This is a genomic window from Stenotrophomonas sp. YJH_SMC_29, from assembly GCF_059371235.1.
On the sequence record NZ_JCAFUK010000023.1, the window covers coordinates 15,785 to 41,837 of the forward strand.

The 26,053-nt window shown below is 67.5% G+C and carries 23 protein-coding genes; 7 read left to right on the plus strand and 16 right to left on the minus strand.

Annotation, left to right across the window (positions count from 1 at the left end):
- Positions 1-31 precede the first annotated feature (31 nt).
- From AC5P9I_RS19285 to AC5P9I_RS19305, 5 genes are all read right to left on the minus strand, one after another.
- Complete coding sequence (locus tag AC5P9I_RS19285; protein WP_049466594.1) at positions 32-559, minus strand: F0F1 ATP synthase subunit delta; 528 nt, start codon at positions 557-559, stop codon at positions 32-34.
- A gap of 2 nt (positions 560-561) precedes the next feature.
- Positions 562-1,032, minus strand: a complete 471-nt coding sequence (locus tag AC5P9I_RS19290) for a F0F1 ATP synthase subunit B (protein ID WP_005419512.1) — start codon at positions 1,030-1,032, stop codon at positions 562-564.
- 106 nt (positions 1,033-1,138) lie between these two features.
- Positions 1,139-1,444 (minus strand): F0F1 ATP synthase subunit C, encoded by a 306-nt coding sequence (gene atpE / locus AC5P9I_RS19295; protein WP_005411133.1) that lies wholly within the window; start codon positions 1,442-1,444, stop codon positions 1,139-1,141.
- Positions 1,445-1,517: 73 nt separating this feature from the next.
- The gene (gene atpB / locus AC5P9I_RS19300; RefSeq protein ID WP_049466592.1) at positions 1,518-2,318 is read right to left on the minus strand and encodes a F0F1 ATP synthase subunit A; all 801 of its coding nucleotides are present in this window, start codon (positions 2,316-2,318) and stop codon (positions 1,518-1,520) included.
- A 31-nt stretch (positions 2,319-2,349) separates the two neighbouring features.
- Complete coding sequence (locus tag AC5P9I_RS19305; protein WP_014648497.1) at positions 2,350-2,715, minus strand: hypothetical protein; 366 nt, start codon at positions 2,713-2,715, stop codon at positions 2,350-2,352.
- Positions 2,716-3,172: 457 nt separating this feature from the next.
- Here AC5P9I_RS19305 and AC5P9I_RS19310 point away from each other — a divergent pair, with 457 nt between their 5' ends.
- Positions 3,173-3,991, plus strand: coding sequence for a hypothetical protein (locus AC5P9I_RS19310; RefSeq protein WP_049466590.1), 819 nt, complete (start codon positions 3,173-3,175; stop codon positions 3,989-3,991).
- 652 nt (positions 3,992-4,643) lie between these two features.
- Here AC5P9I_RS19310 and lpdA read toward each other — a convergent pair.
- The 3 genes from lpdA to AC5P9I_RS19325 all read right to left on the minus strand — a co-directional run bounded on the left by lpdA (position 4,644) and on the right by AC5P9I_RS19325 (position 8,955).
- A complete protein-coding gene (gene lpdA, locus AC5P9I_RS19315) occupies positions 4,644-6,452 on the minus strand; it encodes a dihydrolipoyl dehydrogenase (protein WP_130768223.1) in 1,809 nt (602 codons plus the stop codon).
- 107 nt (positions 6,453-6,559) lie between these two features.
- Positions 6,560-8,272: a dihydrolipoyllysine-residue acetyltransferase gene (aceF, locus tag AC5P9I_RS19320; RefSeq protein ID WP_088476058.1), complete on the minus strand. Its 1,713-nt coding sequence runs from the start codon at positions 8,270-8,272 to the stop codon at positions 6,560-6,562.
- A 167-nt stretch (positions 8,273-8,439) separates the two neighbouring features.
- Positions 8,440-8,955: a DNA-deoxyinosine glycosylase gene (locus AC5P9I_RS19325; RefSeq protein WP_049466509.1), complete on the minus strand. Its 516-nt coding sequence runs from the start codon at positions 8,953-8,955 to the stop codon at positions 8,440-8,442.
- A gap of 186 nt (positions 8,956-9,141) precedes the next feature.
- Here AC5P9I_RS19325 and AC5P9I_RS19330 point away from each other — a divergent pair, with 186 nt between their 5' ends.
- The 3 genes from AC5P9I_RS19330 to glpK all read left to right on the plus strand — a co-directional run bounded on the left by AC5P9I_RS19330 (position 9,142) and on the right by glpK (position 13,016).
- Entirely contained in the window at positions 9,142-9,777 is a 636-nt protein-coding gene (locus tag AC5P9I_RS19330) for an OmpW/AlkL family protein (RefSeq protein ID WP_019660737.1), read from the plus strand.
- Positions 9,778-9,905: 128 nt separating this feature from the next.
- Positions 9,906-11,411, plus strand: coding sequence for a glycerol-3-phosphate dehydrogenase (gene glpD / locus AC5P9I_RS19335; protein ID WP_049466511.1), 1,506 nt, complete (start codon positions 9,906-9,908; stop codon positions 11,409-11,411).
- A gap of 105 nt (positions 11,412-11,516) precedes the next feature.
- Positions 11,517-13,016 (plus strand): glycerol kinase GlpK, encoded by a 1,500-nt coding sequence (gene glpK / locus AC5P9I_RS19340; RefSeq protein ID WP_088476059.1) that lies wholly within the window; start codon positions 11,517-11,519, stop codon positions 13,014-13,016.
- A 691-nt stretch (positions 13,017-13,707) separates the two neighbouring features.
- Here glpK and AC5P9I_RS19345 read toward each other — a convergent pair.
- Together AC5P9I_RS19345 and AC5P9I_RS19350 are read right to left on the minus strand one after the other, a co-directional pair.
- Positions 13,708-14,502, minus strand: a complete 795-nt coding sequence (locus AC5P9I_RS19345) for a MetQ/NlpA family ABC transporter substrate-binding protein (protein ID WP_049467497.1) — start codon at positions 14,500-14,502, stop codon at positions 13,708-13,710.
- 26 nt (positions 14,503-14,528) lie between these two features.
- Entirely contained in the window at positions 14,529-15,500 is a 972-nt protein-coding gene (locus AC5P9I_RS19350) for a helix-turn-helix transcriptional regulator (RefSeq protein ID WP_049467495.1), read from the minus strand.
- Between the two features lie 80 nt (positions 15,501-15,580).
- Between AC5P9I_RS19350 and AC5P9I_RS19355 the strand changes: the two genes are divergently transcribed.
- Positions 15,581-16,183: a LolA-like protein gene (locus AC5P9I_RS19355; RefSeq protein WP_049467494.1), complete on the plus strand. Its 603-nt coding sequence runs from the start codon at positions 15,581-15,583 to the stop codon at positions 16,181-16,183.
- 106 nt (positions 16,184-16,289) lie between these two features.
- On the plus strand, positions 16,290-17,066 hold the full coding sequence (locus AC5P9I_RS19360) for a DUF481 domain-containing protein (RefSeq protein ID WP_014648509.1): 777 nt from the start codon (positions 16,290-16,292) through the stop codon (positions 17,064-17,066).
- 117 nt (positions 17,067-17,183) lie between these two features.
- On the opposite strand, the gene hemC is transcribed toward AC5P9I_RS19360, so the two are convergent.
- The 5 genes from hemC to mdoH all read right to left on the minus strand — a co-directional run bounded on the left by hemC (position 17,184) and on the right by mdoH (position 23,168).
- Positions 17,184-18,095, minus strand: coding sequence for a hydroxymethylbilane synthase (hemC, locus tag AC5P9I_RS19365; protein WP_049467492.1), 912 nt, complete (start codon positions 18,093-18,095; stop codon positions 17,184-17,186).
- Between the two features lie 648 nt (positions 18,096-18,743).
- On the minus strand, positions 18,744-19,475 hold the full coding sequence (locus AC5P9I_RS19370; RefSeq protein ID WP_187756821.1) for a response regulator: 732 nt from the start codon (positions 19,473-19,475) through the stop codon (positions 18,744-18,746).
- Between the two features lie 10 nt (positions 19,476-19,485).
- Entirely contained in the window at positions 19,486-20,529 is a 1,044-nt protein-coding gene (locus tag AC5P9I_RS19375; protein WP_049471035.1) for a sensor histidine kinase, read from the minus strand.
- Positions 20,530-20,532: 3 nt separating this feature from the next.
- On the minus strand, positions 20,533-21,192 hold the full coding sequence (locus AC5P9I_RS19380; RefSeq protein ID WP_080355599.1) for an alpha/beta hydrolase: 660 nt from the start codon (positions 21,190-21,192) through the stop codon (positions 20,533-20,535).
- A 50-nt stretch (positions 21,193-21,242) separates the two neighbouring features.
- Entirely contained in the window at positions 21,243-23,168 is a 1,926-nt protein-coding gene (mdoH, locus tag AC5P9I_RS19385; RefSeq protein ID WP_049471030.1) for a glucans biosynthesis glucosyltransferase MdoH, read from the minus strand.
- 493 nt (positions 23,169-23,661) lie between these two features.
- Here mdoH and AC5P9I_RS19390 point away from each other — a divergent pair, with 493 nt between their 5' ends.
- Entirely contained in the window at positions 23,662-25,707 is a 2,046-nt protein-coding gene (locus AC5P9I_RS19390) for a TonB-dependent receptor domain-containing protein (protein WP_049471029.1), read from the plus strand.
- Positions 25,708-25,767: 60 nt separating this feature from the next.
- Here AC5P9I_RS19390 and AC5P9I_RS19395 read toward each other — a convergent pair whose 3' ends face one another.
- Positions 25,768-25,938 (minus strand): hypothetical protein, encoded by a 171-nt coding sequence (locus AC5P9I_RS19395; protein WP_005419553.1) that lies wholly within the window; start codon positions 25,936-25,938, stop codon positions 25,768-25,770.
- Between the last annotated feature and the right edge of the window lie 115 nt (positions 25,939-26,053).

Here is a 26,053-nt window from a genome sequence, read left to right on the forward strand (position 1 = left end):
TGCCGGCAGCGGGGCCGGACGTTAAATGAATTCAGTTAGCGAGCGCGGTCTGCAGACGGGCCAGCTTGCCCTTCAGCGAACCATCGATGACCACGTCGCCGGCGTCGATCACGGCGCCGCCGATCAGCGAGGCATCGACCGCGGTGGTCACGTCGACCTCGCGGTTGAAGCGCTTGCGCAGCGCAGCCTTGATCGCGTCCAGCTCACCGGCCGACAGTTCGGCCGCCGAGGTCACCGTGGCCTTGACCACGTGCTCGGCTTCGGCGCGCAGGGCGTCGAACATGCCGGAGATTTCCGGCAGCAGCGGCAGACGATGCGATTCGGCCAGGATGGCCAGGAAGCGCGAGTAGGTCTCGCCGTGCGACACCGGCGCCAGCAGGGCGACGGCGTCGTCACGACCCAGCTCCGGGTTGGCGAGCAGGGCCGCCACGCGCGGGTCGGCGGCGACGTGGGCGGAGAACGCCAGGGCGTCCGACCACGGCGCGAACGCGCCTTCGTCGCGCGCGGTCGCGAACGCGGCGCGGGCGTACGGGCGGGCAAGCGTGAGGGCCTGGCTCATCCTTAGATCTCCGAGGCCAGCTCGTCGAGCAGCGCCTTGTGGGCGTTGGCGTCGATTTCGCGCTTGAGCAGCTTTTCGGCACCGGTCACGGCCAGCGCGGACACCTGCTTGCGCAGATCTTCACGGGCACGGTTGGCGGCGGCGTCGATTTCAGCCTGGGCCAGTTCCTTCTGACGGGTGGCTTCGGTGATCGCTTCGTTACGGGCAGCATCAACGATCTGGTTGGCACGCGCGTGGGCCTGATCGATGATCTCGTTGGCCTTGGTGCGGGCTTCCTTCAGCGCTTCGTTGACCTTCTCCTGCGCCTGGGCCAGGTCTTTCTGGCTGCGGTCGGCCGCGGCGAGGCCTTCAGCAATCTTCTGCTGGCGCTCTTCGATCGCGTTCATCAGCGGCGGCCAGATCTTGGTCGCGATGATCCAGATCAGACCAGCGAAGGCCAGCGCCTGCGCAAGGAGGGTGAAATTGATATTCATGGTTAGCTCGATCGCTGGTTTCGGGGTGGACGCGCCGCCGTAGCGGCACATCCGGCCTTCATCCGAAACCGGGTGCTTCAGCACCCGGTCGTCTCAAACCGCTGTATCAGCCGGCCAGAGCCTTGGTGACGGCGCCAGCGAAGGCAGCCGACAGCGGGTTGGCGAAGGCCAGCAGCAGGCCAACGGCGACCGAGATGATGAACGCGGCGTCGATCAGGCCGGCGGTGATGAACATGCGGACCTGCAGGACCGGGATCAGTTCCGGCTGGCGCGCGGCCGACTCCAGGAACTTACCAGCCATGATGGCCAGACCCAGACCGGCGCCCAGCGCGGCCAGGCCGATCATGATGCCGACGGCAAGGGCGGTGGAGCTCTGAATCTGCGCGAAGTTGGTCAGGACGGCGAAGTACATGGTTATCTCCAGGAACTTAAGTTGCTAAGGGTGATGAAACGGATGAAGGTTGAAACGCGTTGAAGCTTGAAACTCAGTGAGCGTCTTCCGACAGGCTCAGGTACACGATCGACAGCATCATGAAGATGAAGGCCTGCAGCGGGATCACCAGCAGGTGGAACAGCATCCAGCCAAGGCCGAACGCACCACCGGCAATGGCACCGAAGAAACCGGCACCACCCAGCACCCAGATCAGCAGGAACACGATTTCGCCGCCGAACATGTTGCCGAACAGTCGCATCGCCAGCGAGATCGGCTTGCTCAGCCACTCGACGATGTTGAGGATCAGGTTGAACGGCATCATCCACTTGCCGAACGGCGCCGTCAGGAATTCCTTGATGAAGCCCAGCAGGCCCTTGGACTTCAGCGCGAAGAACAGCATCAGGAAGAACACGCTGATGGCCATGCCGAGGGTGGCGTTGACGTCAGCGGTCGGTACCGGCTTCCAGTAATGGATGCCCGCCCATTCCAGCGGCTTGGCGATGAAGTCGGCCGGGATCATCTTGATCAGGTTCATCATCAGGATCCAGAAGAAGATCGTGATGGCGATCGGCGTGACCAGCTTGCTCTTGCCGTGATAGGTATCCTTGGCCTGGCGGTCGACGAACTCCAGGCAGATCTCGACGAAGGCCTGCCACTTGCCCGGCACGCCGGCAGTGGCCTTGCGGGTGCCCAGCCAGAACGCGACCACGATCACCAGGCCCATCAGGACGGCGGTGAGGAAGGTATCGACGTGGATATGCCAGAACATACCCTCACCCTTGCCAACCGGCGCGGTCAGGTTGTGCAGGTGATGCTGGATGTAGCTGGTAGGGGTTAGAGCCTCGCCCGCCATGTGTCCGGAACCTTCAGTTAATTGAATTCTGTCAACGCCTGGCCATGGCCAGGACCTGGAACATCAAGCCGACGGCGATACCGGCCAACAGCGCCAATGCAGGCAGCTTGAAGACCAGGAACCCCACCAGCAGGACGCCGAAAACCACGACCCACTTGGCCACGATCGCAATGATCAGGCGAGCCATCGCCGATCCTGCGGCCACCGCGCCACCGCCCAGTGCCATCCGTGCAGCCACCCAGCCACCGGCGGAAATCGCCACTCCGGACGCCAGCGCACCGAGGGCATATTTCGGCCCCACCAGCAGGAAGGCCAGGGCCAGGACAGCGACCGCGGCCAGCGGGTAGACCGCGGCGCGCAGCATCAGTCGCCGACCCGCATCAACGGAGTTCAGCACAGGACGTCCCGCGTGGTTGCAAGTGGAAGGCTGAGGCGGCTAAAGCAGGGGGGCCTCATCGAGCCGCCAAATTATAGCAATGGGACAATTTGCGAGACAACCGCTGCCTGTTCATCCCTGGAAGCCGCAAGTTGCGGTAACGGTTACATTTTTGCGTGCCACCAGGGGGACAATGACGTCCGCACCATGTTGCGGCGCAGTATTGAACTTTGGTCGCAGGCTGCGGAACTTTCGTCAGGCAAGCCGGTCCGATCATTCGACCTGCCTGCAGCATCCTCGTCGGCTCCACCCCGCAGGTCCCACGATGGCCCCGAAGCCCCGCTCCGGGGCCATCCTTTTGCAGGATCGCGACAGGGCTGAACCGTACACGCCCCATGGACCATACGTTCACGCATGGTGGACGCGTGCGTCCGGCACAGTGGTCTTCATTCTGATGAACCACTGCAAGGACTCTTCGATGCGCCCCGTACCCACCCTGCTCGCCCTTTCCCTGCTCGCCGCCGGCGCATCGTTCGCCTCTGCGGCCCACGCCGCCGAAGGCGATGACCGCTTCGCCATCCGCCTGGGTGCGATGAACATCGACTCGGACAACACGCTGCGCGGCAGCACCACCGTGGCCGGCCAGGACATCTCCCTGGACCAGGACTTCAAGCTGGGCGGCAAGGAATGGGAGCCGCGCATCGACGGCATGTTCCGCATCAGCAACCGCCAGCGCCTGCTGTTCAACTACTTCAAGTACGACAAGGACCGCCGCGAGACGCTCGACCAGGGCATTTCCTTCGGCGGTGAGACGGTGCCGGCCGGCAGCTTCGTGAAGGGCGAGCTGAAGTACCAGGTGGCCAGCCTGGTCTACGACTACTCGGTCGTCGATACCGACACCTTCGACCTGGGCCTGCAGATTGGTGGCGAGTACGCCAAGGTCAGCACCAAGGGCTACGCCGACCTGGGCACTGTGTACGAAGGCCAGTTCCTCAACGAGAAGGCCGACGGCGTGGCACCGGTGGTGGGTGCACGCATGACCTTCACTCCGTCCGAGCGCTGGATGATCACGCTGCAGGGCCAGTACCTCAACACGCGCTGGGGCAGCTTCGACGACTACAAGGGCGACCTGAGCCGCGCCAATGCGATCGTCGATTATCGCTTCACCAAGAACTTCGGCGTGTTCGCCGGCTACGACTGGTTCAAGCTGGACGTGGACAAGAAGGGCAGCGACGGCACGGTCGGCCTGAAGCAGGAGTTCAAGGGCCCGGTGGCCGGCATCAGCTTCGTGTTCTGATCCCCTGCCCCTTCCACGGCATCTTCTCTCCTGGCGCGGCCTCCGGAACATCGGGGCCGCGTTTTTTGTGGGTTGCTGGCGAAGAGCAGAAGCGGTTTGGTCGAGCGCCGGAGGGAGCGGGGGCTGCGTGCGAATGTCCCCCGGCGCCGGCCTGCGGCCGGCACCTCCTCCTTTACTTCGCACACACCCCCCGCTCCCTCCGCGTGTAAGGCATCCCGGCGGCCCAGGCACTGGCTCTCGACTATTCGCAAGCCGAGCCGCTGCGCGGGTGGCAATTGCCGTAGACCCATGCGTGGTCGAGCGCCGGAGGGAGCGGGGGGTGCATGCGAATGTCCCCCGGCGCAGGCCTGCGGCCGGCGCCTCCTCCTTTACTTCGCACACACCCCCCGCTCCCTCCGCGTATCAGGCATCCAGGCGGGCCAGGCTGTAGCTCTCGACTATCCGCAAGCCGAGCCGCTGCGTGGGTGGCAGGCGTCTGGACAAAGTAAAGGAGGAGGCGACCGCCGCAGGCGGACGACGGGGGACATTTGTCCAGACGCCTGCCACCCACGCAGTGGCCCAGACCCTCGCGATGTGCTGCCGAAGGCATCCCCGCAGCCAACAAAAAACCCCGGCAGAAACCGGGGTCTTCGTTCGGAACGGCGCGGGCGCCTTACTTCTTCTTCGGCATGTACAGATCGGTGATCGTGCCGTCGTAGATTTCCGAGGCCATCGCCACCGACTCGCTCAGCGTCGGGTGAGCGTGGATGGTGTGGCCGATGTCCTCGGCTTCCGCACCCATCTCGATCGCCAGGCCGATCTCGGCCAGCAGGTCACCAGCATGCACGCCAACGATCGCGCCACCGATGATGCGGTGCGTCTCTTCGTCGAAGATCAGCTTGGTGAAGCCCTCGGTGCGACCGATGCCGATCGCGCGGCCGCTGGCCGCCCACGGGAACTTGGCCACGCCGACCTTCAGGCCCTTGGCCTTGGCTTCGGTCTCGGTGACGCCAACCCAGGCGATTTCCGGGTTGGTGTAGGCCACCGACGGAATCACGCGGGCCACCCACTCCTTCTTGTGGCCGGCCGCCACTTCGGCCGCCAGCTTGCCCTCGTGCGTAGCCTTGTGGGCCAGCATCGGGTTGCCGACGATATCGCCGATGGCAAAGATGTGCGGCACGTTGGTGCGCATCTGCCGATCGACCGGGATGAAGCCACGATCGGTGACCTGCACGCCGGCCTTTTCGGCATCGATCTTCTTGCCGTTCGGCGAACGGCCCACGGCCACCAGCACGCGGTCGAAGGTGCCCTGCGCCAGCGCCGGCGCCTGGCCTTCCTCGGCGGCGTCGAAGGTCACGGTGATGCCCTTGGCGTCGGCAGTGACACCCGATGCCTTGGTCTTCAGGTGCACCTCGATGCCCTGCTTCTTCAGGCGGTCGGCCAGCGGCTTGACCAGGTCCTTGTCGGCACCCGGCATCAGCTGGTCCATGAATTCGACCACGGTGACCTTGCTGCCCAGCGCGCTGTACACGGTGGCCATTTCCAGGCCGATGATGCCGCCGCCAACGACCAGCAGCGAACCCGGCACTTCGGCCAGCTCCAGCGCGTCGGTGGAATCCATCACGCGCTTGTCGTCCCACGGGAAGTTCGGCAGCTTCACCGCCTGCGAACCGGCGGCGATGATGCACTTCTGGAAGCGCAGCAGCTGGGTGCTGCCGTCAGCGGCGGTGATTTCCAGCTCGTTGGCCGAAACAAACCTGCCGACGCCCTGCACGTTGCGGACCTTGCGCTGCTTGGCCATCCCGGCCAGGCCCTTGGTCAGCTGGTTGACGACCTTTTCCTTGTACTCGCGCAGCTTGTCCAGGGTGATGGTCGGCTTGCCGAACTCGACGCCGAAATCACCGGCATGGGCCACTTCGTCGATCACCGCGGCCGCATGCAGCAGTGCCTTGGACGGAATGCAGCCCACGTTGAGGCAGACGCCGCCGAGGCTGGCGTAGCGCTCGACCAGCACCGTATCCAGGCCGACGTCAGCGGCGCGGAAGGCGGCGGTGTAGCCGCCCGGGCCCGAGCCCAGCACGACCATTTCGCATTCGATGTCGGCCGGCTTGCCACTGGACAGCGCCGGCTTCGGCGCGGCCGGCTCGGCCGGGGCACGGTGCGACGGGGTCACCGGCGGCTTGCTGGCCGGGGCGGCCGCAGCGGGCGTCGGCGCAGCGGCCTTGGCCGGGGCTTCAGCGGCACCTTCAGCATCCAGCACCACGACCACGGCGCCTTCGGACAGGGTGTCGCCCAGCTTGACCTTGATCTCCTTGACCACGCCGGCGGCCGAGGACGGCACTTCCAGGGTGGCCTTGTCCGATTCCAGGGTCACCAGACCCTGATCCTTCTTCACCGTGTCGCCGACGGCGACCAACACTTCAATCACCGGCACATCGCTGTAATCGCCGATGTCGGGAACCTTGACTTCAATCGTGGCCATGGTGGGTTTTCCTCATGCCCGACCGGCGCCGCCGGCGGGCTGTCACTGCATCTGTTCACGCGGCCGCGCCAGGGGCAGCGGCCGCACGGTGGGGGCGAAGCGGTGCGTTACAGCAGCACGCGGCGCATGTCGGCCAGTACCTGCGACAGGTACGTGGTGAAGCGTGCGGCCAGGGCGCCATCGATGACGCGGTGGTCGTAGCTCAGCGACATCGGCAGCATCAGCTTCGGCGCGAAGTCCTTGCCGTTCCAGACCGGCTGGATGGACGACTTGGAGACGCCCAGGATGGCCACTTCCGGTGCATTGACGATCGGGGTGAACGCGGTGCCGCCGATGCCACCCAGCGAGCTGATCGAGAAGCAGCCGCCGCTCATGTCGGCCGGGCCCAGCTTGCCGTCGCGCGCCTTCTTGGCCAGTTCGCCGGTTTCCTGCGCGATCTGCACCACGCCCTTCTTGTCCACGTCGCGGATCACCGGCACGACCAGGCCGTTCGGCGTGTCAGCGGCGAAGCCGATGTGGAAGTACTTCTTCAGGGTCAGGTTTTCACCGCTGGCATCGAGCGAGGCGTTGAACTCCGGGAACTTCTTCAACGCCGCGGCGCTGGCCTTGATCAGGAAGGCGAGCATGGTCAGCTTGATGCCGGCCTTCTCGTTCTCCTTGTTCAGCGCCACGCGCAGGGCTTCCAGGTCGGTGATGTCGGCCTGTTCGAACTGGGTCACGTGCGGGATCATCGCCCAGTTGCGGGCCAGGTTCGCACCGGAGATCTTCTTGATGCGCGACAGCGGCTGGACTTCGGTCTCGCCGAACTTGCTGAAGTCGACCTTCGGCCACGGCAGCAGGTTCAGGCCACCACCGGCGGCGACGGCGCCACCGCCGGCAGCCGGCACGCCACCGCTGAGCGCGGCCTTGACGAACTTCTGCACGTCGCCCTTGGTGATGCGGCCGCCCTTCTCGGTGCCGTTGACCTGCAGCAGGTCCACGCCCAGCTCGCGGGCGAACACGCGCACGGCCGGGGTGGCGTACGGCACCTTGGCCGGCAGCACGCCATCGGCGTTGAACTGCACCGGCGGGCTGGACGGGGTGCCGGCCGAGGCGATCTCGCGGGCCGCCAGCTTGTCCGGCTGGGCCGGAACGGCCACCGGCTCGACCTTGGTGGCGGTCTCGGCAGCGGCCGGGGCGGCGGCAGCAGCGGCCTTGCTCGGGGCCGGTGCGGCAGCGCCTTCGGCCTCGATGATGGCGACCACGGCACCCTGCGACAGGGTGTCGCCGACCTTGACCTTCAGCTCCTTGACCACGCCGGCCACCGACGAAGGCACTTCCATGGTCGCCTTGTCGCTTTCCAGCGTCACCAGGCCCTGGTCCTTCTTGACCGTGTCGCCCACGGCGACCAGCACTTCGATGACCGGGATGTCGGTGTAATCGCCGATGTCCGGCACCCGGGCTTCAACCGCACCGCCGCTGGCAGCCGGGGCAGCCGGTGCGGCAGCCGCCGGGGCCGGCGCGCTCTGGGTGGCGGCAGCCGGGGCAGCGGCCTTGGCCGGGGCCGGTGCGGCGGCGGCCGGCGAGGCGGCTTCGCCTTCGGCCACTTCGATCAGCGCCACGACCTTGCCTTCGGACAGGCTGTCGCCGACCTTGACCTTGAGTTCCTTGACCACGCCCGCCACCGACGATGGCACTTCCATGGTCGCCTTGTCGCTTTCCAGCGTCACCAGGCCCTGGTCCTTCTTGACCGTGTCGCCGACGGCGACAAGCACCTCGATTACCGGGATATCGCTGTAGTCACCGATATCGGGGACAAGTGCTTCCTTGATTTCGGCCATGGGGATAACTCCGGCAATCTGGTGTAGGGAAACGTCTATTGTGCGGCCAGCGGGGGCCAGCGCCAACCGTTACAGGTGTTTTCAGTACACACGCAGCCGGGACAGGCTGTTGCCCATGGGTCGGGTGCGCGACCAGTCGGTAGCGTATTGTCCAGGCGATGTCCGCCTCATGTCGCCCATGCGTCAGCGACCGGTTGCCAGGCCTTGCGCAGGCGCGGCAGCGACCACGCGGCATTGGCAGGGCTGGTTGACGGCAACGCGACGACCGGTGGCGGCGCCTCCAGCCGCGGCAGCACCCAGCGCTGGAAGGCCTGCAGTGATGCACCGCCATTGCAGCCGATCAGCGTCAGCTCAGGCAGCGTGGCGATCAGTTCCGGCAGCGCATTGGCCACTTCGGTGCCGCGCACGATGTCCGCATCCAGGCTGCCGCGCCGCTCGCAGCGGCCGATCACATCCCACAGGCCGATGCCCGCAGCGTTCAACGCCTGCAGCCGCGCTGCATAGGGCAGGTCCACGCTGAAACCGCAGATGTCGGCCATCAGCGGCCAGAAGCGGTTGCGCGGATGGGCGTAATACCGCTGCTGCTGCAGCGACGCCACGCCTGGCATCGAGCCCAGCACCAGCACCCTGCAGTCCGCGTTCACCTGCGCTTGCAGGCCGATGCACACCGTTGCTGTGCTCACATCTTCTCCAACTGCATGAATGTCACCGCGTGCCAGAAACCCCATGAATACAGGCATTCCGCACCGGTCGCTGAACAAGGAAAACTATTTTTTGACGTGCGTCGGATTCGATTCATGTTGGGGCGACTACGGTGTGCTCGCCCCGCAACCGGGGGCCCAAAACAAGAAACATTAGGAGATACCCCCATGCGCTCCATCCGTATCCTGAGTCTCGCCCTGCTGACCTCCGCCGCCTTCGCGCCGGCCGCTTTCGCCCAGGACAGCAGCAGCACCGACACCGCGTCGGGCAAGCATTTTGCCGTTGTCGGCGGCATCTCGCTGCTGGAACCGAAGAACGACCCGATCACCGGCGTGAAGAAGACCGATGGTGGCCCGGCGCCGACCGTCAGCTTCAGCTACTACATCAACGACAACTGGGCCGTTGAACTGTGGGGCGCTGCCGACAAGTTCGAAAACAAGTTCAAGGGCCCGAACAACGCCCGCCTGGGCTCGGTCGAGCAGCAGCCGGTCGCGCTGAGCGGCCAGTACCACTTCGGCCAGGCTGACAACGTGTTCCGCCCGTTCGTGGGCGTGGGTTACTACCAGTCGAGCTTCAGCAACGAGAAGCTGGGCAACGGCGCTGACACCGACATCCGCTTCAAGGATGCCAAGGGCGTGATCGGTACCGTCGGCGTGGACATGAACATCAACTCCACCTGGTTCGCCCGTGCCGACGCCCGCTACATGCGCGCCCGCCCGGACGTGAAGGTTGGCGGCGAGAAGATCGGCGAAGCCAAGATGGATCCGTGGACCGTCGGCTTCGGCATCGGCGCCCGCTTCTGATCCAGGCAGCACCTGCTTCACGGATGTAACGCGACGGGCCCTTCGGGGCCCGTCGTCGTTTCCGTCACCCGCGTTCTGTAGAGTCGACTGACAGTCGACTCTACGCACACACAGGACGCGGAGGCCCGATGGACGACCTCGACCTGCTGGTCATCGGTGGCGGCATCAACGGCGCCGGCATCGCCCGTGACGCCAGCGGCCGCGGCCTGCGCGTCCTGCTCTGCGAGCAGCATGACCTGGCCGCACACACCTCCAGTGCCAGCAGCAAGCTGATCCATGGCGGCCTGCGCTACCTCGAACAGGGCGAGTTCGGCCTGGTGCGCAAAGCGCTGGGTGAGCGTGAGACGGTGCGCCGGCAAGCCCCTCACCTGGTCCATCCGCTGCGTTTCGTCCTGCCCTGGGAGCCGCACCTGCGCCCGCGCTGGATGCTGCGCGCGGGACTGTGGCTGTACGACCATCTGCGCCGGCGCAGCCCTGCGTTCCCCGCATCGCACGCACTGGACCTGCAACGCGATCCGCTCGGTCGCTGGCTCTCCCCCTCGTTGCGGCACGGCTTCAGCTACGCCGATGCGCAGGTCGATGACGCGCGGCTGGTGCTGCTCAACGCCCTGGATGCCGCGCAGCGCGGCGCACAGGTGCGGGTCCGCAGCCGCTGCGTCGACCTGCGCCCCGTGCAGGGCCGATGGCAGGCCGTTCTGGAATCCGCCGATGGCCAGCCGCACCCGGTGACGGCGCGCGCCGTTGTCAATGCGGCTGGTCCGTGGGCCGGTGGCCTGCTGGAACAGATGCAGGGGCGCGGCGATGGCCCCGCGCTGCGCCTGGTGCAGGGCAGCCACATCGTGATGCGGCGCCCCTGGCCCAGCGACAGCGCCTGCCTGCTGCAGCAGCCCGATGGGCGCGTGGTGTTCCTGCTGCCCTTCGCCCACGACCACCTGCTGGTCGGCACCACCGACACCGACTATCGCGGTGACCCGGCGCGCTGCAGCGTGCTCCCTGCGGAGGTGACGTACCTGTGTGATGCGGCCAATCGCTACCTGCGTGATCCCATCGCAGCGGAAGACGTGGTCTGGCGGTTCGCTGGCGTACGCCCGTTGCTGGCCGATCCCGATCCGCGTGCGGCACGACTCAGCCGTGATTACCGTCTGCAGCTGCAGTCCCACCCGGCACCGGCGCTGCATGTGCTGGGCGGCAAGCTGACCACCTACCGGGTGCTGGCCGAGGAGGCGCTGGAGCTGCTGCGGCCAGCGCTGCCACAGATGGGGCCGGCGTGGACGGCAGGCGGAGACCCGCTGCCGGGCAGCGACTGGGGCGACGCCACGCAGGCGTGCTCGCGCCTGCAGTCACTGGCACCGTGGTTGCCGAGCGGGATCGCACAGCGCTGGGCCGGGGCCTACGGCAGTCGCAGCGCGGAACTGCTGCAGGGTGTACAGGGCCTGCACGACCTTGGCGAGGCGTTTGGCGGCGGCCTGCATGCCTGCGAAGTGGACTTCCTGCGCAGGCATGAGTGGGCGCTCGACTCCGACGATGTGCTGTGGCGCAGGAGCAAGCTGGGGTTGCGGCTGGATGCTGCACAGGTGGCACGGCTGCAGGCGTGGATGGAGGGTCGGAGCCCGACTCCACGGAAAGGGCTCTGACCCCCGTGTTGCCACGTGTGCCAACCAAGGTTGGCAGCTACCAGGGCAGCCGCGCGCGACGCGATCGATGCATTAGGATTTCCCCATCGCCATCGGAGACGCTGCATGACGCCCCGCTACGTGCTGGCCATCGACCAGGGCACCACCAGTTCGCGCGCGATCCTGTTCGACCGCGCCGGCGACATCGTCGGCAGCGCACAGCGCGAGTTCGCGCAGATCTTCCCGCATCCCGGCTGGGTCGAGCATGACCCGCGCGAGATCCTCACCAGCGTCTATGCCACGTTGACCGAACTGCTCAGCCGCGGGCAGATCGACCCGCGCCATATCGCCGCACTGGGCATCACCAACCAGCGCGAAACCACCGTGGTCTGGGACCGCGCCACCGGCCAGCCCATCCACAACGCCATCGTCTGGCAATCGCGGCAGAGCCACGCCATCTGCGAGCGGCTGAAGTCCGAAGGGCATGAAGCGCTGATCCGCGAACGGACCGGCCTGTTGATCGATGCGTATTTCTCCGCGACCAAGGTGCGCTGGATCCTCGACCACGTGGAAGGTGCGCAACAGCGCGCCGAGCGTGGCGAGCTGCTGTTCGGCACCATCGACAGCTGGCTGGTGTGGAACCTCAGTGGCGGCCAGGCGCATGTGACCGACTACAGCAACGCGGCGCGCACCCTGTTGTTCAACATCCACACGCTGGACTGGGACGACGACCTGCTGGCCCTGCTCGACATCCCGCGCGTGATGCTGCCGCAGGTGCGCGACTCCAGCGCGGTGTACGCGCATACCCGGCCGCAGTTCTTCTTCGACCACCCGATCCCGATCGCCGGCATCGCCGGTGACCAGCAGGCCGCGCTGTTCGGCCAGGCCTGCTTCCAGCCGGGCATGGTCAAGAACACCTATGGCACCGGCTGCTTCATGCTGATGCACACCGGTACGCAGGCGGTGCGCTCGCGCAATGGCCTGTTGACCACCATTGCCTGGGGCCTGGACGGGCGCGTGGAGTACGCACTGGAAGGTTCGATCTTCATCGCCGGCTCGGTGGTGCAGTGGCTGCGCGACGGGCTGCGCATGATCGAACGCGCCAGTGACAGCCAGGCACTGGCCGCGAAGGTGCCCGACAGTGGCGGCGCCTACCTGGTGCCGGCGTTCGTCGGCCTCGGTGCGCCCTATTGGCGCAGCGATGTGCGCGGTGCGATGTTCGGGCTGACCCGTGGTACCCGCAAGGCGCATTTCGTGCGCGCGGCGCTGGAAGCGATGGCCTACCAGACCCGCGACGTGCTCGATGCGATGCAGTCCGATGCCGGTATCGCATTGAGCGAACTGCGCGCCGATGGCGGCGCGATCGGCAATGACTTCCTGGCCGGTTTCCAAGCGGACATTCTCGGTGTGCCGCTGCTGCGGCCGCGGCTGACCGAAACCACCGCACTGGGCGCGGCCTACCTGGCCGGGCTGGCGGTAGGGTTCTGGTCCAGCCGTGAACAGATCGCCGCGCAGTGGGGGCTGGACAGGCGCTTCGAGCCGCAGATGGACGCGGCCCGGCGCGAGCGGCTGTACGCGGGATGGCAGCAGGCCGTCGCTGCCACCCTCGCCTTCCACGTCGATTGAGGGTAATGCCGGCCGCTGGCCGGCAGCCCCGTGATCTTCGCAATGCCCGGTGATTGCCGGCCAGCGGCCGGCACTACCGTACGGTCAGAACGCCGGCAGCACCGCGCCCTGGTACTTGGTCTCGATGATCGCCGCGCAGTGGGGCTGGATGGACGCGGCCCGGCGCGAGCGGTTGTACGCGGGATTGAGGGTAGTGCCGGCCGCTGGCCGTCAGCCCCGTGATCTTCGCAATGCTCTGTGAGTGCCGGCCAGCGGCCGGCACTACCACACGGTCAGAACGCCGGCAGCACCGCGCCCTGGTACTTGGTCTCGATGATCGCCGCGCAGTGGGGGCTGGATGGACGCGGCCCGGCGCGAGCGGCTGTACGCGGGATGGCAGCAGGCCGTCGCTGCCACCCTCGCCTTCCACGTCGATTGAGGGCAGTGCCGGCCGCTGGCCGGCAGCCCCGTGATCTTCGCAATACCCGGTGATTGCCGGCCAGCGGCCGGCACTACCGTACGGTCAGAACGCCGGCGGCACCGCGCCCTGGTACTTGGTCTCGATGATCGCCGCGCAGTGGGGACTGGATGGACGCGGCCCGGCGCGAGCGGTTGTACGCGGGATTGAGGGTAGTGCCGGCCGCTGGCCGGCAGCCCCGTGATCTTCGCAATGCTCTGTGATTGCCGGCCAGCGGCCGGCACTACCACACGGTCAGAACGCCGGCAGCACCGCGCCCTTGTACTTGGTCTCGATGAAGGCCTTCACCTGCGGGCTGGTCAGCGCCTTGGCCAGCTTCTGCACGCGGGCGTCGTCCTTGTTGTCCGGGCGCGCGACCAGGAAATTCACGTACGGCGAATCCTTGCTCTCGATCGCCAGCGCGTCCTGGGTCGGGTTGAGGCCGGCATCCAGCGCGTAGTTGGTATTGATCAGCGCCAGGTCGACCTGGTCCAGCACGCGCGGCAGCATCGCCGAATCCAGCTCGCGGAACTTCAGGTTCTTCGGGTTGGCGGTGATGTCGCGCTGGGTCGACAGTGCGTTGGTCGGGTCCTTCAGCTGAATCACGCCGGCCTTGTGCAGCAGGATCAGCGCGCGGCTGTTGTTGCTCGGGTCGTTCGGGATCACCACGTCGGCACCTTCGCGCAGCTCGGCCAGCGACTTGACCTTGCGCGAGTAAGCGCCGAACGGCTCGATATGCACGCCGATCACCTTCACCAGGTCGGTCTTGCGGTCGCGGTTGTACGCATCCAGGTACGGCTCGGTCTGGAAGTAGTTGGCGTCCACCTGCTTCTGCACCAGCTGGTCGTTGGGTTGCACGTAGTCATTGAACACGCGCACGTCCAGGTCCACGCCTTCCTGCTTGAGGACCGGCTTGACCACCTCGAGGATCTCGGCGTGCGGCACGGCCGTGGCGGCCACCACCAGCTTCTGCGAGGGCTCGCCGGACGTGCCGCAAGCGGTCAGGGCCAGCGCCGCGGCGAGCAGGGGCAACAACAGGGTCTTCTTCATGGGGGACGGGATTCTCGGGGGGAGTGTCAGGAGGGTTCGTAGTTGCTCAGCGCCAGCTCAAGCAGCGCCTTGGCCTGCTCACGCAGCATCATCGGCTCGACGATCTCGGCATCCGATCCATAGTGCAGCACGTCCATCAGCAACTCGCGCGAGACGCTGTACGGCACCTTCAGCTCATAGCGGCCGTCGGCCAGGAAGCGGCCCTGCTGCTTGGAATGCCAGTGCTCGTCGGCCACCCAGCGCGCGGCCTTGGCGCTGAACAGGATGGTCGCCCACCCCTTCGGCGCACCGGAGAAAATGCCGTAGCTGGCGCCGAGCTGCTCGTCCAGCTCGCTGTCGGCGACGTCGCGGGCGGTGCTATCGACCACCCGTGCCTTGTGGATGCGGTCCACTGCAAAACTGCGCAGGGCCTCGCGGTCGTGGTCCCAGGCGTCCAGGTACCAGTTGTCGCGGTAGTGGGTCAGGCGCTGCGGCGAGACCGTGCGCTTGGTCGGCTCGTCGGTGGAACGGGCGCGGTACTCGAATGCCAGCTGGCGACGCTCCAGCACGGCCGAAGCGACGCTGCGGAAGCTGCCCTCGTCGAACTTGCGGCCGCGATGCGGGATCACCCGCACGCGGTCGACCGGCCAGCTGGAGACGCCCGCCTGGGCGGCCAGCAGGCTCTCGATGCGCTGCTGCAGCGGTGCCAGCACCGAGGACAGCACGCCACCGCCGGTACGCGCCAGCAGGTGCTGGGAGGCCAACAGCGCATGTAGCTCCTCCGAGCTGAGCCATAGGCCGGGCAGCTCGAAGCGATCGCTCTCGTCGGCCTGGTAGCGGAAGCCCGCCTCGCCGTCGCCCTCGATCGGTGCCATCAGCGCGTCGCGCAGGAAGGCCAGATCGCGGTACACGGTGGCACGGGAACAACCGAGCTTGTCCTGCAGGGTCGCCACCGTGACCGGATAGCGCGCGGACTTGAGCAGACGATGCAGGGCGGTGATGCGTTCGTATCGGTCCATGCCCCCGATTATGTCCGAGTCGCGGGTCTTGTGTGGGACGTTTGGGCTATCGTGGTCGCCCCCACCCCATGGAATGCCCGATGCGCCGGTTGCCCGCCCTGTCCCTGCTGGCCTGCCTGCTGCTGGCCGCCTGTGATCGCGCGCCCGCGCCGGCCGGCACCGCGGCCCCCGTGCCAGCCGCCGACCCGGCGCAGGCGGTGCTGGGCGCCAGCCAGCGTTTCGCGGCCCTGCGCAGCTTCCACGCCGAACTGGAGGTCCTGGGCACACCGCAGCCGGTGCGCAGCGCCATGGATTTCGCCGCGCCCGATCGATTCCGGGTGCAGACCCCGGCCGGTCCGCAGACCATCATCGGCGACACCCTGTTCCTGCAGGCCGACGGCGCGATCCGCCAGGTACCGACACCGCCCGGCATGCTGGAGCAATGGCGCAACCCGCTGCCGGCCGACGCCCTGCCGGCCGATCTGCAGGCCGAAGACCTCGGCAGCCAGGCGCTGGACGGGGTCCAGACCCGTCACTACCGGCTGCGCGGTGCCCAACCCGGCGAACGCCTGGAATACTGGGTGGATGCCCAGGGCCTGCCGCGGCAGATCGTGCGCAGTGGCAGCAGCCATGGCCGCAGCTTCCAGCTGCGACTGCGCTATTCGCGCTTCAACGACCCGGCATTGCACGTCGATCTGCCCTGAATAGGGGATCGCAGCAACGCTTGCTGAAGCGCGCATTGGATCGATTCGGACCGCCATCACGCTTCCAGTATCATCACCGGCTGTCAACCGTTCCGGAGAACCCTCGATGTCCCTGCGCGTGTCCCTGCTGGTCCCCCTGCTGCTGTGTGCGCCGCTCGCATACGCGCAGGATGCCTCCGAGCTGGCGGCGATGTCCTCGCCGTGGAGCGGCAGCGGCGGCGAGCTCGGCTTTGCGTCGGCACGCGGCAACAGCAGCACCGAGAGCTTCAACGGCCGCTTGCGCCTGCGTTACACCGACGGCGACTGGGTGCACAGCATGGACCTGTTCGGCCTGCGCTCCAGCTCCAAGGTGACCGAGACGAATGACGACGGCACCACCACCCGTCGCAACAACACCACTGCCAACCGCTACACCGGCAGCGCCGGCAGCGCGCTGCAGCTGGGCGAGCACCGCCAGCTGACCGCCACGGTGCGTACCGAGCGCGACGACTTCGCCACCTACGACCGCCAGAGCTCGTTCGGTCTGGGCTATGGCACCCGCCTGTGGAACACCGAGCGCTTCTCGTTCGACGCGCAGATCGGCCCCGGTGTGCGCCGCACCCACAGCACCGAAGACGACCGCACCCGCACCGGCCTGATCGGCCGTGGCCTGTTCGACATGAAGTATTCGCTGACCGACAACACCGACCTGGTCAACACCCTGCTGGTCGAGTCCGGTTCGTACAACACCTTCGGCCAGAACGACTTCGGTGTCTCGGTGAGCATGAACGAGCACCTGGCGCTGAAGGCCGGCTGGCAGGCGCGTTACAACAGCGACGTCGCCGAGGACAAGCGCAAGACCGATACGCTGACCACGATGAACGTGGTCTACAAGTTCAAATAAGCAGAACGGGCGCCCAGGGCGCCCGTTCCTCTTTCGGTAGTGCCGGCCGCTGGCCGGCAACTGCATTCAACTGGGGCACGCGGTTGCCGGCCAGCGGCCGGCACTACCGGCGATGGCTCAGACGTTCAGCAGTTCGCCGGCACCGGCCTCCAGCAGCATCTTCGCCACGCGCTGGCCGAGCGCCTCCGGGTCGCTGCCCGGGCCCACCGCCTCGGCGCGCACCGCGCGGCCATCGCTGGCACTGCCGACCAAGCCCTGCAGGTGCAGGTCGTCGCCCTGCCACTGCGCGATGGCCGCCACCGGCACATGGCAGCTGCCATGCAGCGCGCGGTTCATTGCCCGCTCGGCTTCCACGCAGGCGCGCGTGGCTGCGTCATCAAGCGTGGCGAACAGCGCCCGCAGGCGCGCATTGCCGCCATCACATTCCACCGCGACGGCGCCCTGTGCCGGCGCCGGCAGCCACTGTGGCGGCTGCAGGCGCGCGACGATGCGTGCGCCCAGGCCGAGGCGCTCCAGCCCGGCCACGGCCAGCACGATCGCGTCGTAGCCACCATTGTCGAGCTTGGCCAGGCGCGTGTTGACGTTGCCACGCAGGTCCAGCAGCTGCAGGTCCGGGCGCAGCGCGCGCAGCTGGGCCTGGCGGCGCAGCGACGAAGTACCGACCCGGGCACCGATCGGCAGCGCGTCCAGCGAGGCATACAGGTTAGAAACAAAGCCATCGGCCGGATCGTGGCGGGGCAGGATTGCCGGCAGCGCGAACGGCTCGTCCAGTTCCATCGGCACATCCTTCAGCGAGTGCACCGCGCAGTCGGCCTCACCGCGCAGCATGGCCAGCTCCAGTTCCTTCAGGAACAGGCCCTTGCCACCGATCGCGGCAAGCGAGCGATCAAGCACCTCGTCACCGCGGGTGCTCATCGGCACCAGTTCCACATGCACGCCGGGATGGGCCTGGCGCAGGCGGTCGGCGACGTGTTCGCTCTGCCAGAGGGCGAGCGGGCTCTTGCGGGTGGCGATGCGGACGGTTTCCATCCGGTCATTATCGCGCCTTCGGCGCGGATACGGCCAACGGCGGAGCCCCTCGTGGCTGGGGGTATCAAAGCAGAAGCCGTGCTTGGCCGGGGCGGTGGGGTCATGCAGGGACGCCGTGAACCCATCCCTGGGGCTTGGCCGCGGCATCCATGCCGCGGACACCCCGTATGACCCCACCGCCCCGGCCTTTGACAGTGTCCGTGTGCGCCAGCCACGGAAGATCAAAAGAAAAATGAAGAAGCAAAGGCAACAGCCGACGGCTTCCGGGGTCAGATCCCTTTTCCTGCGGAAAAGGGATCTGACCCCTCTTCCCCCACCCGATAACACCAATGCTCTTGCTGTCCGATGCGGTAGACAACGGACGGGTTGGGCCGGGGTGGGGTGGCGGGACCGTTGGCGCCATGGGCCCGAGGCATGCCTCGGGCGGGTTGGGCAGGACGCCCAACCCCGGACTTGCCGCGTGCGCAGGACAGCGCACACGAGCAAGGCGCCATCGAGCCCCCATGGATGGGTTTACGGCGTGTCCCGCCGCCCCACCCCGGCCCGACCCAGCACGTAGAAACAACGAGACATGACCCGCTGTTGCTGTTGCTGTTGCTGTTGCAGTTGACTTCACAGCAGTCGCGGCCGCAGGCCGCGCGGGACCACTCACAGATGCCGCAGTTCCTGCTTCAGCGTCGCCACGCAGCGGCGGCTCACTTCCAGCGGCTGCTTGCCATGCCGCAGCACCGCCTGCACCTGCCCGCCCGAGCCACGACGCAGTTCCACCAGCTCGTGGCGTGCCACCAGGCAATTGCGATGGATGCGGATGAAGCGGCTGGCGAACTCCTCCTCCAGCGACTTCAGCGATTCCTCGATCAGGTGCTCGCCGCGTGCGTGGTGCACCACCACGTACTTCTCCTCGGCCTGCAGGTAGTGGATGTCGTCCAGCGGAATCAGGCGCAGGCTGCCGCGCAGGCGCGCGCACAGCACGCTGCGTGCCTGTTGCCCGCTGTGCGCCTGGGGCTGGCCATCGCGGCCGGCCAGGAATGTGCGTGCACGTGCAATCGCCGCCGCCAACCGTTCGGCACGCACTGGCTTCATCAGGTAGTCGATCGCCGCGGCCTCGAACGCCGACAGCGCATGCGCGTCATACGCGGTGCAGAACACCACGGCCGGCCGCGGTTCGAAGCTGGCCAGGTGGCGGGCCGCTTCCAGGCCATCCAGCCCGGGCATCGCGATATCCAGCAGGACCAGGTCCGGCTGCAGCGCCGCGCACGCGTGCAGGGCCTGCTCGCCGTTGCCGGCCTCGGCCACCACGTCCACGCCTTCCTGTGCCGCCAAAAGGCTGCGCAGGCGCTCGCGCGCCAGTGGTTCGTCATCGGCGATGACTACCCTCACGATCGTTCCCTCACTGGATCGGCACTGTCACCTGGCAGGCATAGTAGCCCTCGCTCCAGCCAGCCGTCATCCGCGCGGCGCTGCCGAAGCGCCAGGCCAGCCGATGGCCGATGCTGTGCTGGGCATGGCCGGCGCCCCGCGCCAGCGCCAGCCCCGGTGCCTGCGGATCGGGCGCCGGGTTGCGCACGCGGATCTGCAGCGCGTTGCCCTCGCGCGCCAGGTGCAGCTCGATGGTGCCGCCTTCGGGCAGGCGCGAGATGCCATGCAGCACGGCGTTCTCCACCAGCGGCTGCAGTACCAGCCTCGGCAACGGCAGATCCCACGGCAGCGGTTCCTCGCGCTGCCAGCGCACCTGCAGGCGTTCGCCCAGGCGCAGCGATTCGATCGACAGGTAGCGCTCGGCCAGCTCGCATTCGTCGCGCAGGGTGGAATCACCCTCGCCTGCGCCCAGCGCCGCACGGAACAGATCGGACAGGTCGAGCACGGCACGCTCGGCCACCGCCGGGTCCCGATGCAGCAGGCTGGCGATCAGGTTCATGCTGTTGAACAGGAAATGCGGGCGGATGCGCGCCTGCAGCGCATCGGCCTGCGCGCGCGCATTGGCCTGCACCTGGGCCGCCCAGCGGTCGCTGACATAGAAGTAACGCAGCGCCAGCGCGCTGATCAGCGCGGTGGTGGCGGCGCTGCCGAGGGTGAAGCGCCAGAAGCTGATGCCGTTGGCGAAACTGTCACCCAGCACCGCGTACAACGCGTGCACGATGCCGGCGCAGACCACCGCGATCAGGGTTGCCAGCGCGATCGCGGCAACGGCGCCCAGTACCTGCGGCAGCCTCGACAGCGCCTTCCGCAGCACGCACAGGCTGGCGGCCACTGCCAGCGCCAGCCACAGCGCGAAGCCGCTGGCCGACAGCAGTTCGCCAACGGTCCAGTGGCGGCTGCCATCCGGCGCAAGCGCCAGCACCACCACCACCAGCTCGGCCAGGCCCAGCATCGCCGCCAGCCGTGGCAGGCGGCACAGTTCCGGCATCCACGGCGATGGGCTGGCCGGGGGCATGGCTCAGGCCGCGCCCAGCCGTTCCTGCAGCCAGTCACCCAGCGCCTGGATTTCTTCGGCACAGACCTGGTGGGCCATCGGGTAGCTGTGCCACGCCACGTCCAGGCCCAGCGTGCGCAGCGCCTGTGCGCTGTGCGCGGCGACGGCCTGCGGGATCACCGGGTCGCCACTGCCATGGGCCATGAACACCGGCACCTGCACGGCACCTTCAGCGCGACGGGCACTGTCGGCCTCGGGAAGATAGGTGGACAGGGCGATCAGGCCGGCCAGTGGCGCGGTGCGCGCCAGCGCGGCGGTCAGGATGATCGCCCCGCCCTGCGAGAAGCCGGCCAGGAAGATCTTCTCCGCCGCGATGCCACGCTCGATCTCGCGCGCGATCAGCGCGTCCAGCTGCACTACCGATTCCTGGACGCCGGCCATGTCGGCACGCGACCGGAAGTCCATGCCGACGATGTCGTACCAGCCGCGCATCGGCACGCCGTTGTTGATCGTGATCGGCCGCACCGGTGCGTGCGGGAACACGAAGCGCAGCGCCGGCCAGTGCGGCCGCACCAGTTCCGGCACGATCGGCGCGAAATCGTGGCCATCGGCGCCGAGGCCGTGCAGCCAGATCACCGACCACTGCGGCGAGGCGCCGGTTTCCTGTTCCACCGTTTGCAGCATGATGCGGCTCCGTCAAGTTCGAGCCGCATTATGCCGCTGGCGTGGGGCAATCAGTACAGCGGCGGGTGCTCGGCCGCTTCCCGCCGCAGCTGGGCGGCGCGGACCAGTACCGGCGGCGGGATGTTCTCTTCGGGAATGTCCAGCAGGCCCAGGCGATGCAGGAAGGCGCCCGGCCCCCGCGAGGAGGTCAGCGCCACCACCGGAATGGCCAACACCATGCCGATCACCACCGGCGCCATCCACGCCGCCAGCGACGGCGACACGGCCCAGGCCAGCACGCCCATGAAGGCGCCGAACACACCCAGGCCGCCATAGCCACGGATCAGCGCCATCCACGAGATGCCGCCGTCGTCGCGCTGCTGCGCGTCCCAGCCCGAGTCGCGGCCGGACAGCACCTCGGCCACGCCGCGCGACTGCACGTACATCACCACCGGCGCCATCAGCGCGGCCAGCACGGTTTCCACCAGCATCGACACGAAGGCGCGGATCGCGCCGCCACAGCCCCGGCGGTCGACCGGGTCCAGCAGCATCGCCAGGTAGCCCAGGACCTTGGGCAGCAGCAGCACTGCCATGGTGGCGGCAAACAGCCGCACCACCTGTTCTTCGTCCTGCGCGCGCCAGTACACGCTGGGCGACAGGTGCAGCAGGGCATTGAAGTCGATGCCCTCCTGGAACAGCGGGATGGCGATGCCGATCAGCATCAGCATCGCCCACATCGGTGCGGTGAAATAGTGGCCGATGCCGATCAGCATGTGCGTGCGGCTGATCCAGTGCAGGCCGCGGCTGCCGACCACCTTGCCGTGCTGCAGGTTGCCCTGGCACCAGCGGCGGTCGCGCACCAGCAGGTCGGTCAGCGTCGGCGGGCCTTCCTCGTAGCTGCCACCAAGGTAGGGCACCATGTGCGCGGCCCAGCCGCCACGGCGCATCAGTGCCGCTTCGACGAAGTCGTGGCTGAGCACATGGCCGCCGAATGGCTTGCGTCCTGGCAGCGCCGGCAGGCCGGCGTGGTCGGCGAAGGCGCGGGTGCGGATGATCGCGTTGTGGCCCCAGTAATTGCTTTCGGCGCCATGCCACCACGCCACGCCACGGGCGATCACCGGGCCATACACGCGCCCGCCGAACTGCTGCATGCGCGCGAACAGGGTGCGGCCACCGATCACCGACGGCAGGGTCTGGATCAGGCCGACGTCGGCGTTGTGCTCCATGCCGGCCACCAGGCGCACGATGCTGTCGCCGGTCATCAGGCTGTCGGCATCCAGGATCAGCATCTGCGGGTAGGCGCCGCCGAAGCGACGCACCCAGTCGGCGATGTTGCCGGCCTTGCGCCCGGTGTTGTCACCGCGGCGGCGGTAGAACAGGCGGGCCTGGCCGTCCGGCACCCGGTCGCGCAGTTCGGCGAACACCTGTTCCTCGGCAGCGGCGATGTCGGCGCGGCGGGTATCGCTGAGCACGAAGAAATCGAAGCGGTCGAGCTGGCCGGTGGCCGCCACCGACTCATAGATCGCCTGCAGGCCGGCCAACAGGCGGCGCGGATCCTCGTTGTAGGTCGGCATCAACAATGCGGTACGGCTGTGCACGGCCGGCAACGGTTTGTCCGGGTCGATGCCGAGGCGATAGCCGCGGTCGAACACCGCGGTCAGGAAGCCGGCCAGCGCGCTGGCAAAGGACAGCGCGATCCAGGCGAACAGGCCGACGAACAGCACCAGCAGGCAGGCTTCGAGCACGCTGATGCCATTGGCCGACAGCACCCGCCACATCATCCGCGTGGCCACGGCGGTCATCCCGAGCGTGCCACCGAAGATGTACAACCGACGCAGGCCGATCAGGCGTGGCGAGGTGCGGTGCCGCCGGACCTTCAGTGCGCCTTGGCGCAGGGTCTGCTCGGGCATCGGCAATGGCGATTCCGCGGGCAGCAGCGCCCAGCCGGCATCACGCCGGGGCGATTCTGCTTCCGCCTGGATGGTCTGCACCCCCATCGACACCTACTCCGCGCCGTCGGCACGGCCGGCCGTCCCGGCCGGGCTGCATGCACCAAGGTTCCCGGCGCGCTTTCCCGGCGCCCGCACTTGTCCTGGCTGTGTCGGCCCGGGGCCGCACAGTCGATGTCTGTCACTACCGGAACCCACACGATCTCCAACGGGGCGGAATCGAAAATGCGGCCCAGTCTAGGGCGCCAAATGTAAGCCGGGTGCGAAGGCCTACGCCGGGATTTCTCCCCATTCAGCTAATAGCAGGCGATCACGTCGCGGGACGGCCAGATGTCACTCCATCCGCGCCGGCACTGGATCGTAACAAATGAGAACGGGTATCATTCAAAAACCAGGCAGGTCACCGTCTTCCGCACGGCCGCGACCCACCCAGCTGCGCCGGTCCGCACCGCGCGCCCGACGACCCACGGAAGGGTAGCTGCCTGCTGTCTGCTGCGCCTGCTGCTTCCATCGGGTCACCCTACCTCCCATGGAAGCCGTCATGTCCCTGCTGTCCCGTTCCCCCCGCGCGCGCCTGCCGCGCACCCGCCTGGCCAGCGCCCTGGCCACCGCCTGCCTGCTGGCCCTGCCCGTCCTGGCCGCCGCCGAGGCCAGCGCCGAGGCCTCCCCCCAGGACCTGGACGCCGTGGTGGTCACCGCCTCCGGCAGCCAGCAGTGGATCAAGGATGCCCCGGCCAGCATCAGCGTGATCAGCCGCGAGGACATCGAGCGCCAGCCGGTGCCCGACCTGGCCACCCTGCTCAGCCGTGTTCCGGGGGTGACCGGTGGCCTCAGTGCAGTCGGCGAGCAGTCCAAGATCAAGCTGCGCGGCATGCCGTCCAACTACACGCTGGTGCTGGTGGACGGCAAGCGCATGGGCAGCTCGGCCTCGACCCACTACCGCCCCGATCTCGGCCGCCAGGACCTGAACTGGATCGCGCCCGAGCAGATCGAGCGCATCGAAGTGGTACGTGGACCGATGTCCTCGCTGTACGGCTCCGACGCCATGGGCGGGGTGATCAACATCATCACCCGGCGCATCGGCGACGCCTGGACTGGCAGCGCCACCCACAGCCTTACCCGCCCCGGTGACAGCAAGCGCGGCGATACCCAGCAGATCGGCGCGACCTTCTCCGGCCCGCTGGGCGAGCGCTTCGGCCTGCGCATCGGTGCCAACAGCATGCGCCGTGATTCGGACCAGTCCAACGGCGGCATCTATGGCAACGCCTACGCCGGCGAGAAGGACCGCAATGTCGATGCCCTGCTGCAGTGGACGCTCAGCGACGCACAGACGCTGTCGCTGGAGGCGGGCCATGGCGTGCAGCAGGCCTTCATCGATGCGTCGCTGGAAAAGCAGGACGAAGGCGCCTGGGGTGCCAGTGAGCTCAAGCGCAGCTCGCTGGCGCTCAACCACGATGGCAGGTGGCGCTTCGGCACCTCCAGGCTCAGCGCGTACTGGACCGAATACACGAACGACATTGGTGCCACCGGCCGTTCCGAGGCCACCGATACGATCATCGAAGGCAGCCTGACCACGCCATTCACCCTGGGCGTTGAACATCAGTTCGCAGCGGGTGGGCAGTGGAAGCGCCAGCAGCTGACCAACACCGACACCATCGGCCGCGCGCCGATCGACTACGCCGGCAACGCGGTGAGCGGCTCCAATCTGGACGTGGATACCTGGGCGCTGTTCGTCGAGGACGAACTGAAGCTGCACCGCACCCTCGCCCTCACCGTGGGCGCGCGCCTGGACCATCACCCGCAGTTCGGCGGCCACGTCAGCCCGCGTGCCTACCTGGTCTGGCACCCGGCCGAACAGTGGACGATCCGCGGTGGTGTCTCCAAGGGCTTCCGCGCGCCCAGCCTGACCGAGAACTCAGCCAGCGCGGCTACCCAGTCCGGCGGCCGCGGCTGCACCTCGCTGATCCCGCTGGGCTATACCCGCGGCGGCTGTTACATGGCCGGCAACCCGGACCTGGATCCGGAAACCAGCACCAACCGCGAGATCGGCATCAGCTTCGACAATGACCTGATCGATGCCGGGGTGACCTATTTCCATACCGACTTCCGCAACAAGATCGAGTACGCGCCCCTGGGCCTGTTCAACGGCCTCTGGTGGACGCGCATGAGCAACGTGCAGCGCGCGCGCACCAGTGGCATGGAAGGCAATTTCAACGTCCGCTTCGGCGAGCAGTGGCGCTGGCGCACGTCGGCGACCTGGATGAAGGAAGCCAGGAACCTGACCACCGGCCGCGACCTGATCGATACGCCGGAATTCTCCGGCTATTCGTCGCTGGACTGGACGCCCGGCACGGTGTTCTCCAGCAGCCTGTCGGCGCAGTACACCGGCAGGCAGGCCGGCACCGCCACGACCTTCCTCAAGGCCTACACCCTGTATGACCTGACCGCGGCATGGAACGTCAACGAGGTGCTGACCCTGCGCGGTGGCGTCAGCAACCTGGCGGACAAGAAGCTGTATGCAGAGGGCTCCACCGACTACTTCGTCGCCGGGCGCAGCTACTTCCTCAGCATGACCGCGCGGTTCTGACCGGCAGCTCGCGCCGTGATCGCGCTGGCGACCTGCCAGCGCGATCGACGGTGTTGCGGGTTACTCGCTTTCCAGCGCGGCCGGTGCCGCGTCGCGCGTGGCGGCCGTGCGTGCACGGTCCATCGCCACCGCCAGTTGCTGGCGTGCGAGCAGTTGTTGTGCCTGCACCACTTCAGGTGTCGGCAGGAGCACCGGTCCCGGTGCGTTTTCCGGTGTAGCAGGTGTGGTCATGCAACCTCCATGGACATCCCGCCGCCGCACGGGTCCAACCGGGGCGGCAGCGGAACTGCGCACCCTAACCTAAAAACGAGGCAGGCGGGTGACGGTGCGGCACCCGGCCGCACGA

Coding starts and splice junctions, on each gene's coding strand:
- AC5P9I_RS19285 (WP_049466594.1), bottom strand. CDS start 559: ATGAGCCAGGCCCTCACGCTTGCCCGCCCGTACGCCCGCGCCGCGTTC.
- AC5P9I_RS19290 (WP_005419512.1), bottom strand. CDS start 1,032: ATGAATATCAATTTCACCCTCCTTGCGCAGGCGCTGGCCTTCGCTGGT.
- atpE (WP_005411133.1), bottom strand. CDS start 1,444: ATGTACTTCGCCGTCCTGACCAACTTCGCGCAGATTCAGAGCTCCACC.
- atpB (WP_049466592.1), bottom strand. CDS start 2,318: ATGGCGGGCGAGGCTCTAACCCCTACCAGCTACATCCAGCATCACCTG.
- AC5P9I_RS19310 (WP_049466590.1), top strand. CDS start 3,173: ATGCGCCCCGTACCCACCCTGCTCGCCCTTTCCCTGCTCGCCGCCGGC.
- lpdA (WP_130768223.1), bottom strand. CDS start 6,452: ATGGCCACGATTGAAGTCAAGGTTCCCGACATCGGCGATTACAGCGAT.
- aceF (WP_088476058.1), bottom strand. CDS start 8,272: ATGGCCGAAATCAAGGAAGCACTTGTCCCCGATATCGGTGACTACAGC.
- AC5P9I_RS19330 (WP_019660737.1), top strand. CDS start 9,142: ATGCGCTCCATCCGTATCCTGAGTCTCGCCCTGCTGACCTCCGCCGCC.
- glpD (WP_049466511.1), top strand. CDS start 9,906: ATGGACGACCTCGACCTGCTGGTCATCGGTGGCGGCATCAACGGCGCC.
- glpK (WP_088476059.1), top strand. CDS start 11,517: ATGACGCCCCGCTACGTGCTGGCCATCGACCAGGGCACCACCAGTTCG.
- AC5P9I_RS19345 (WP_049467497.1), bottom strand. CDS start 14,502: ATGAAGAAGACCCTGTTGTTGCCCCTGCTCGCCGCGGCGCTGGCCCTG.
- AC5P9I_RS19350 (WP_049467495.1), bottom strand. CDS start 15,500: ATGGACCGATACGAACGCATCACCGCCCTGCATCGTCTGCTCAAGTCC.
- AC5P9I_RS19355 (WP_049467494.1), top strand. CDS start 15,581: ATGCGCCGGTTGCCCGCCCTGTCCCTGCTGGCCTGCCTGCTGCTGGCC.
- AC5P9I_RS19360 (WP_014648509.1), top strand. CDS start 16,290: ATGTCCCTGCGCGTGTCCCTGCTGGTCCCCCTGCTGCTGTGTGCGCCG.
- hemC (WP_049467492.1), bottom strand. CDS start 18,095: ATGGAAACCGTCCGCATCGCCACCCGCAAGAGCCCGCTCGCCCTCTGG.
- AC5P9I_RS19375 (WP_049471035.1), bottom strand. CDS start 20,529: ATGCCCCCGGCCAGCCCATCGCCGTGGATGCCGGAACTGTGCCGCCTG.
- AC5P9I_RS19380 (WP_080355599.1), bottom strand. CDS start 21,192: ATGCTGCAAACGGTGGAACAGGAAACCGGCGCCTCGCCGCAGTGGTCG.
- mdoH (WP_049471030.1), bottom strand. CDS start 23,168: ATGGGGGTGCAGACCATCCAGGCGGAAGCAGAATCGCCCCGGCGTGAT.
- AC5P9I_RS19390 (WP_049471029.1), top strand. CDS start 23,662: ATGTCCCTGCTGTCCCGTTCCCCCCGCGCGCGCCTGCCGCGCACCCGC.
- AC5P9I_RS19395 (WP_005419553.1), bottom strand. CDS start 25,938: ATGACCACACCTGCTACACCGGAAAACGCACCGGGACCGGTGCTCCTG.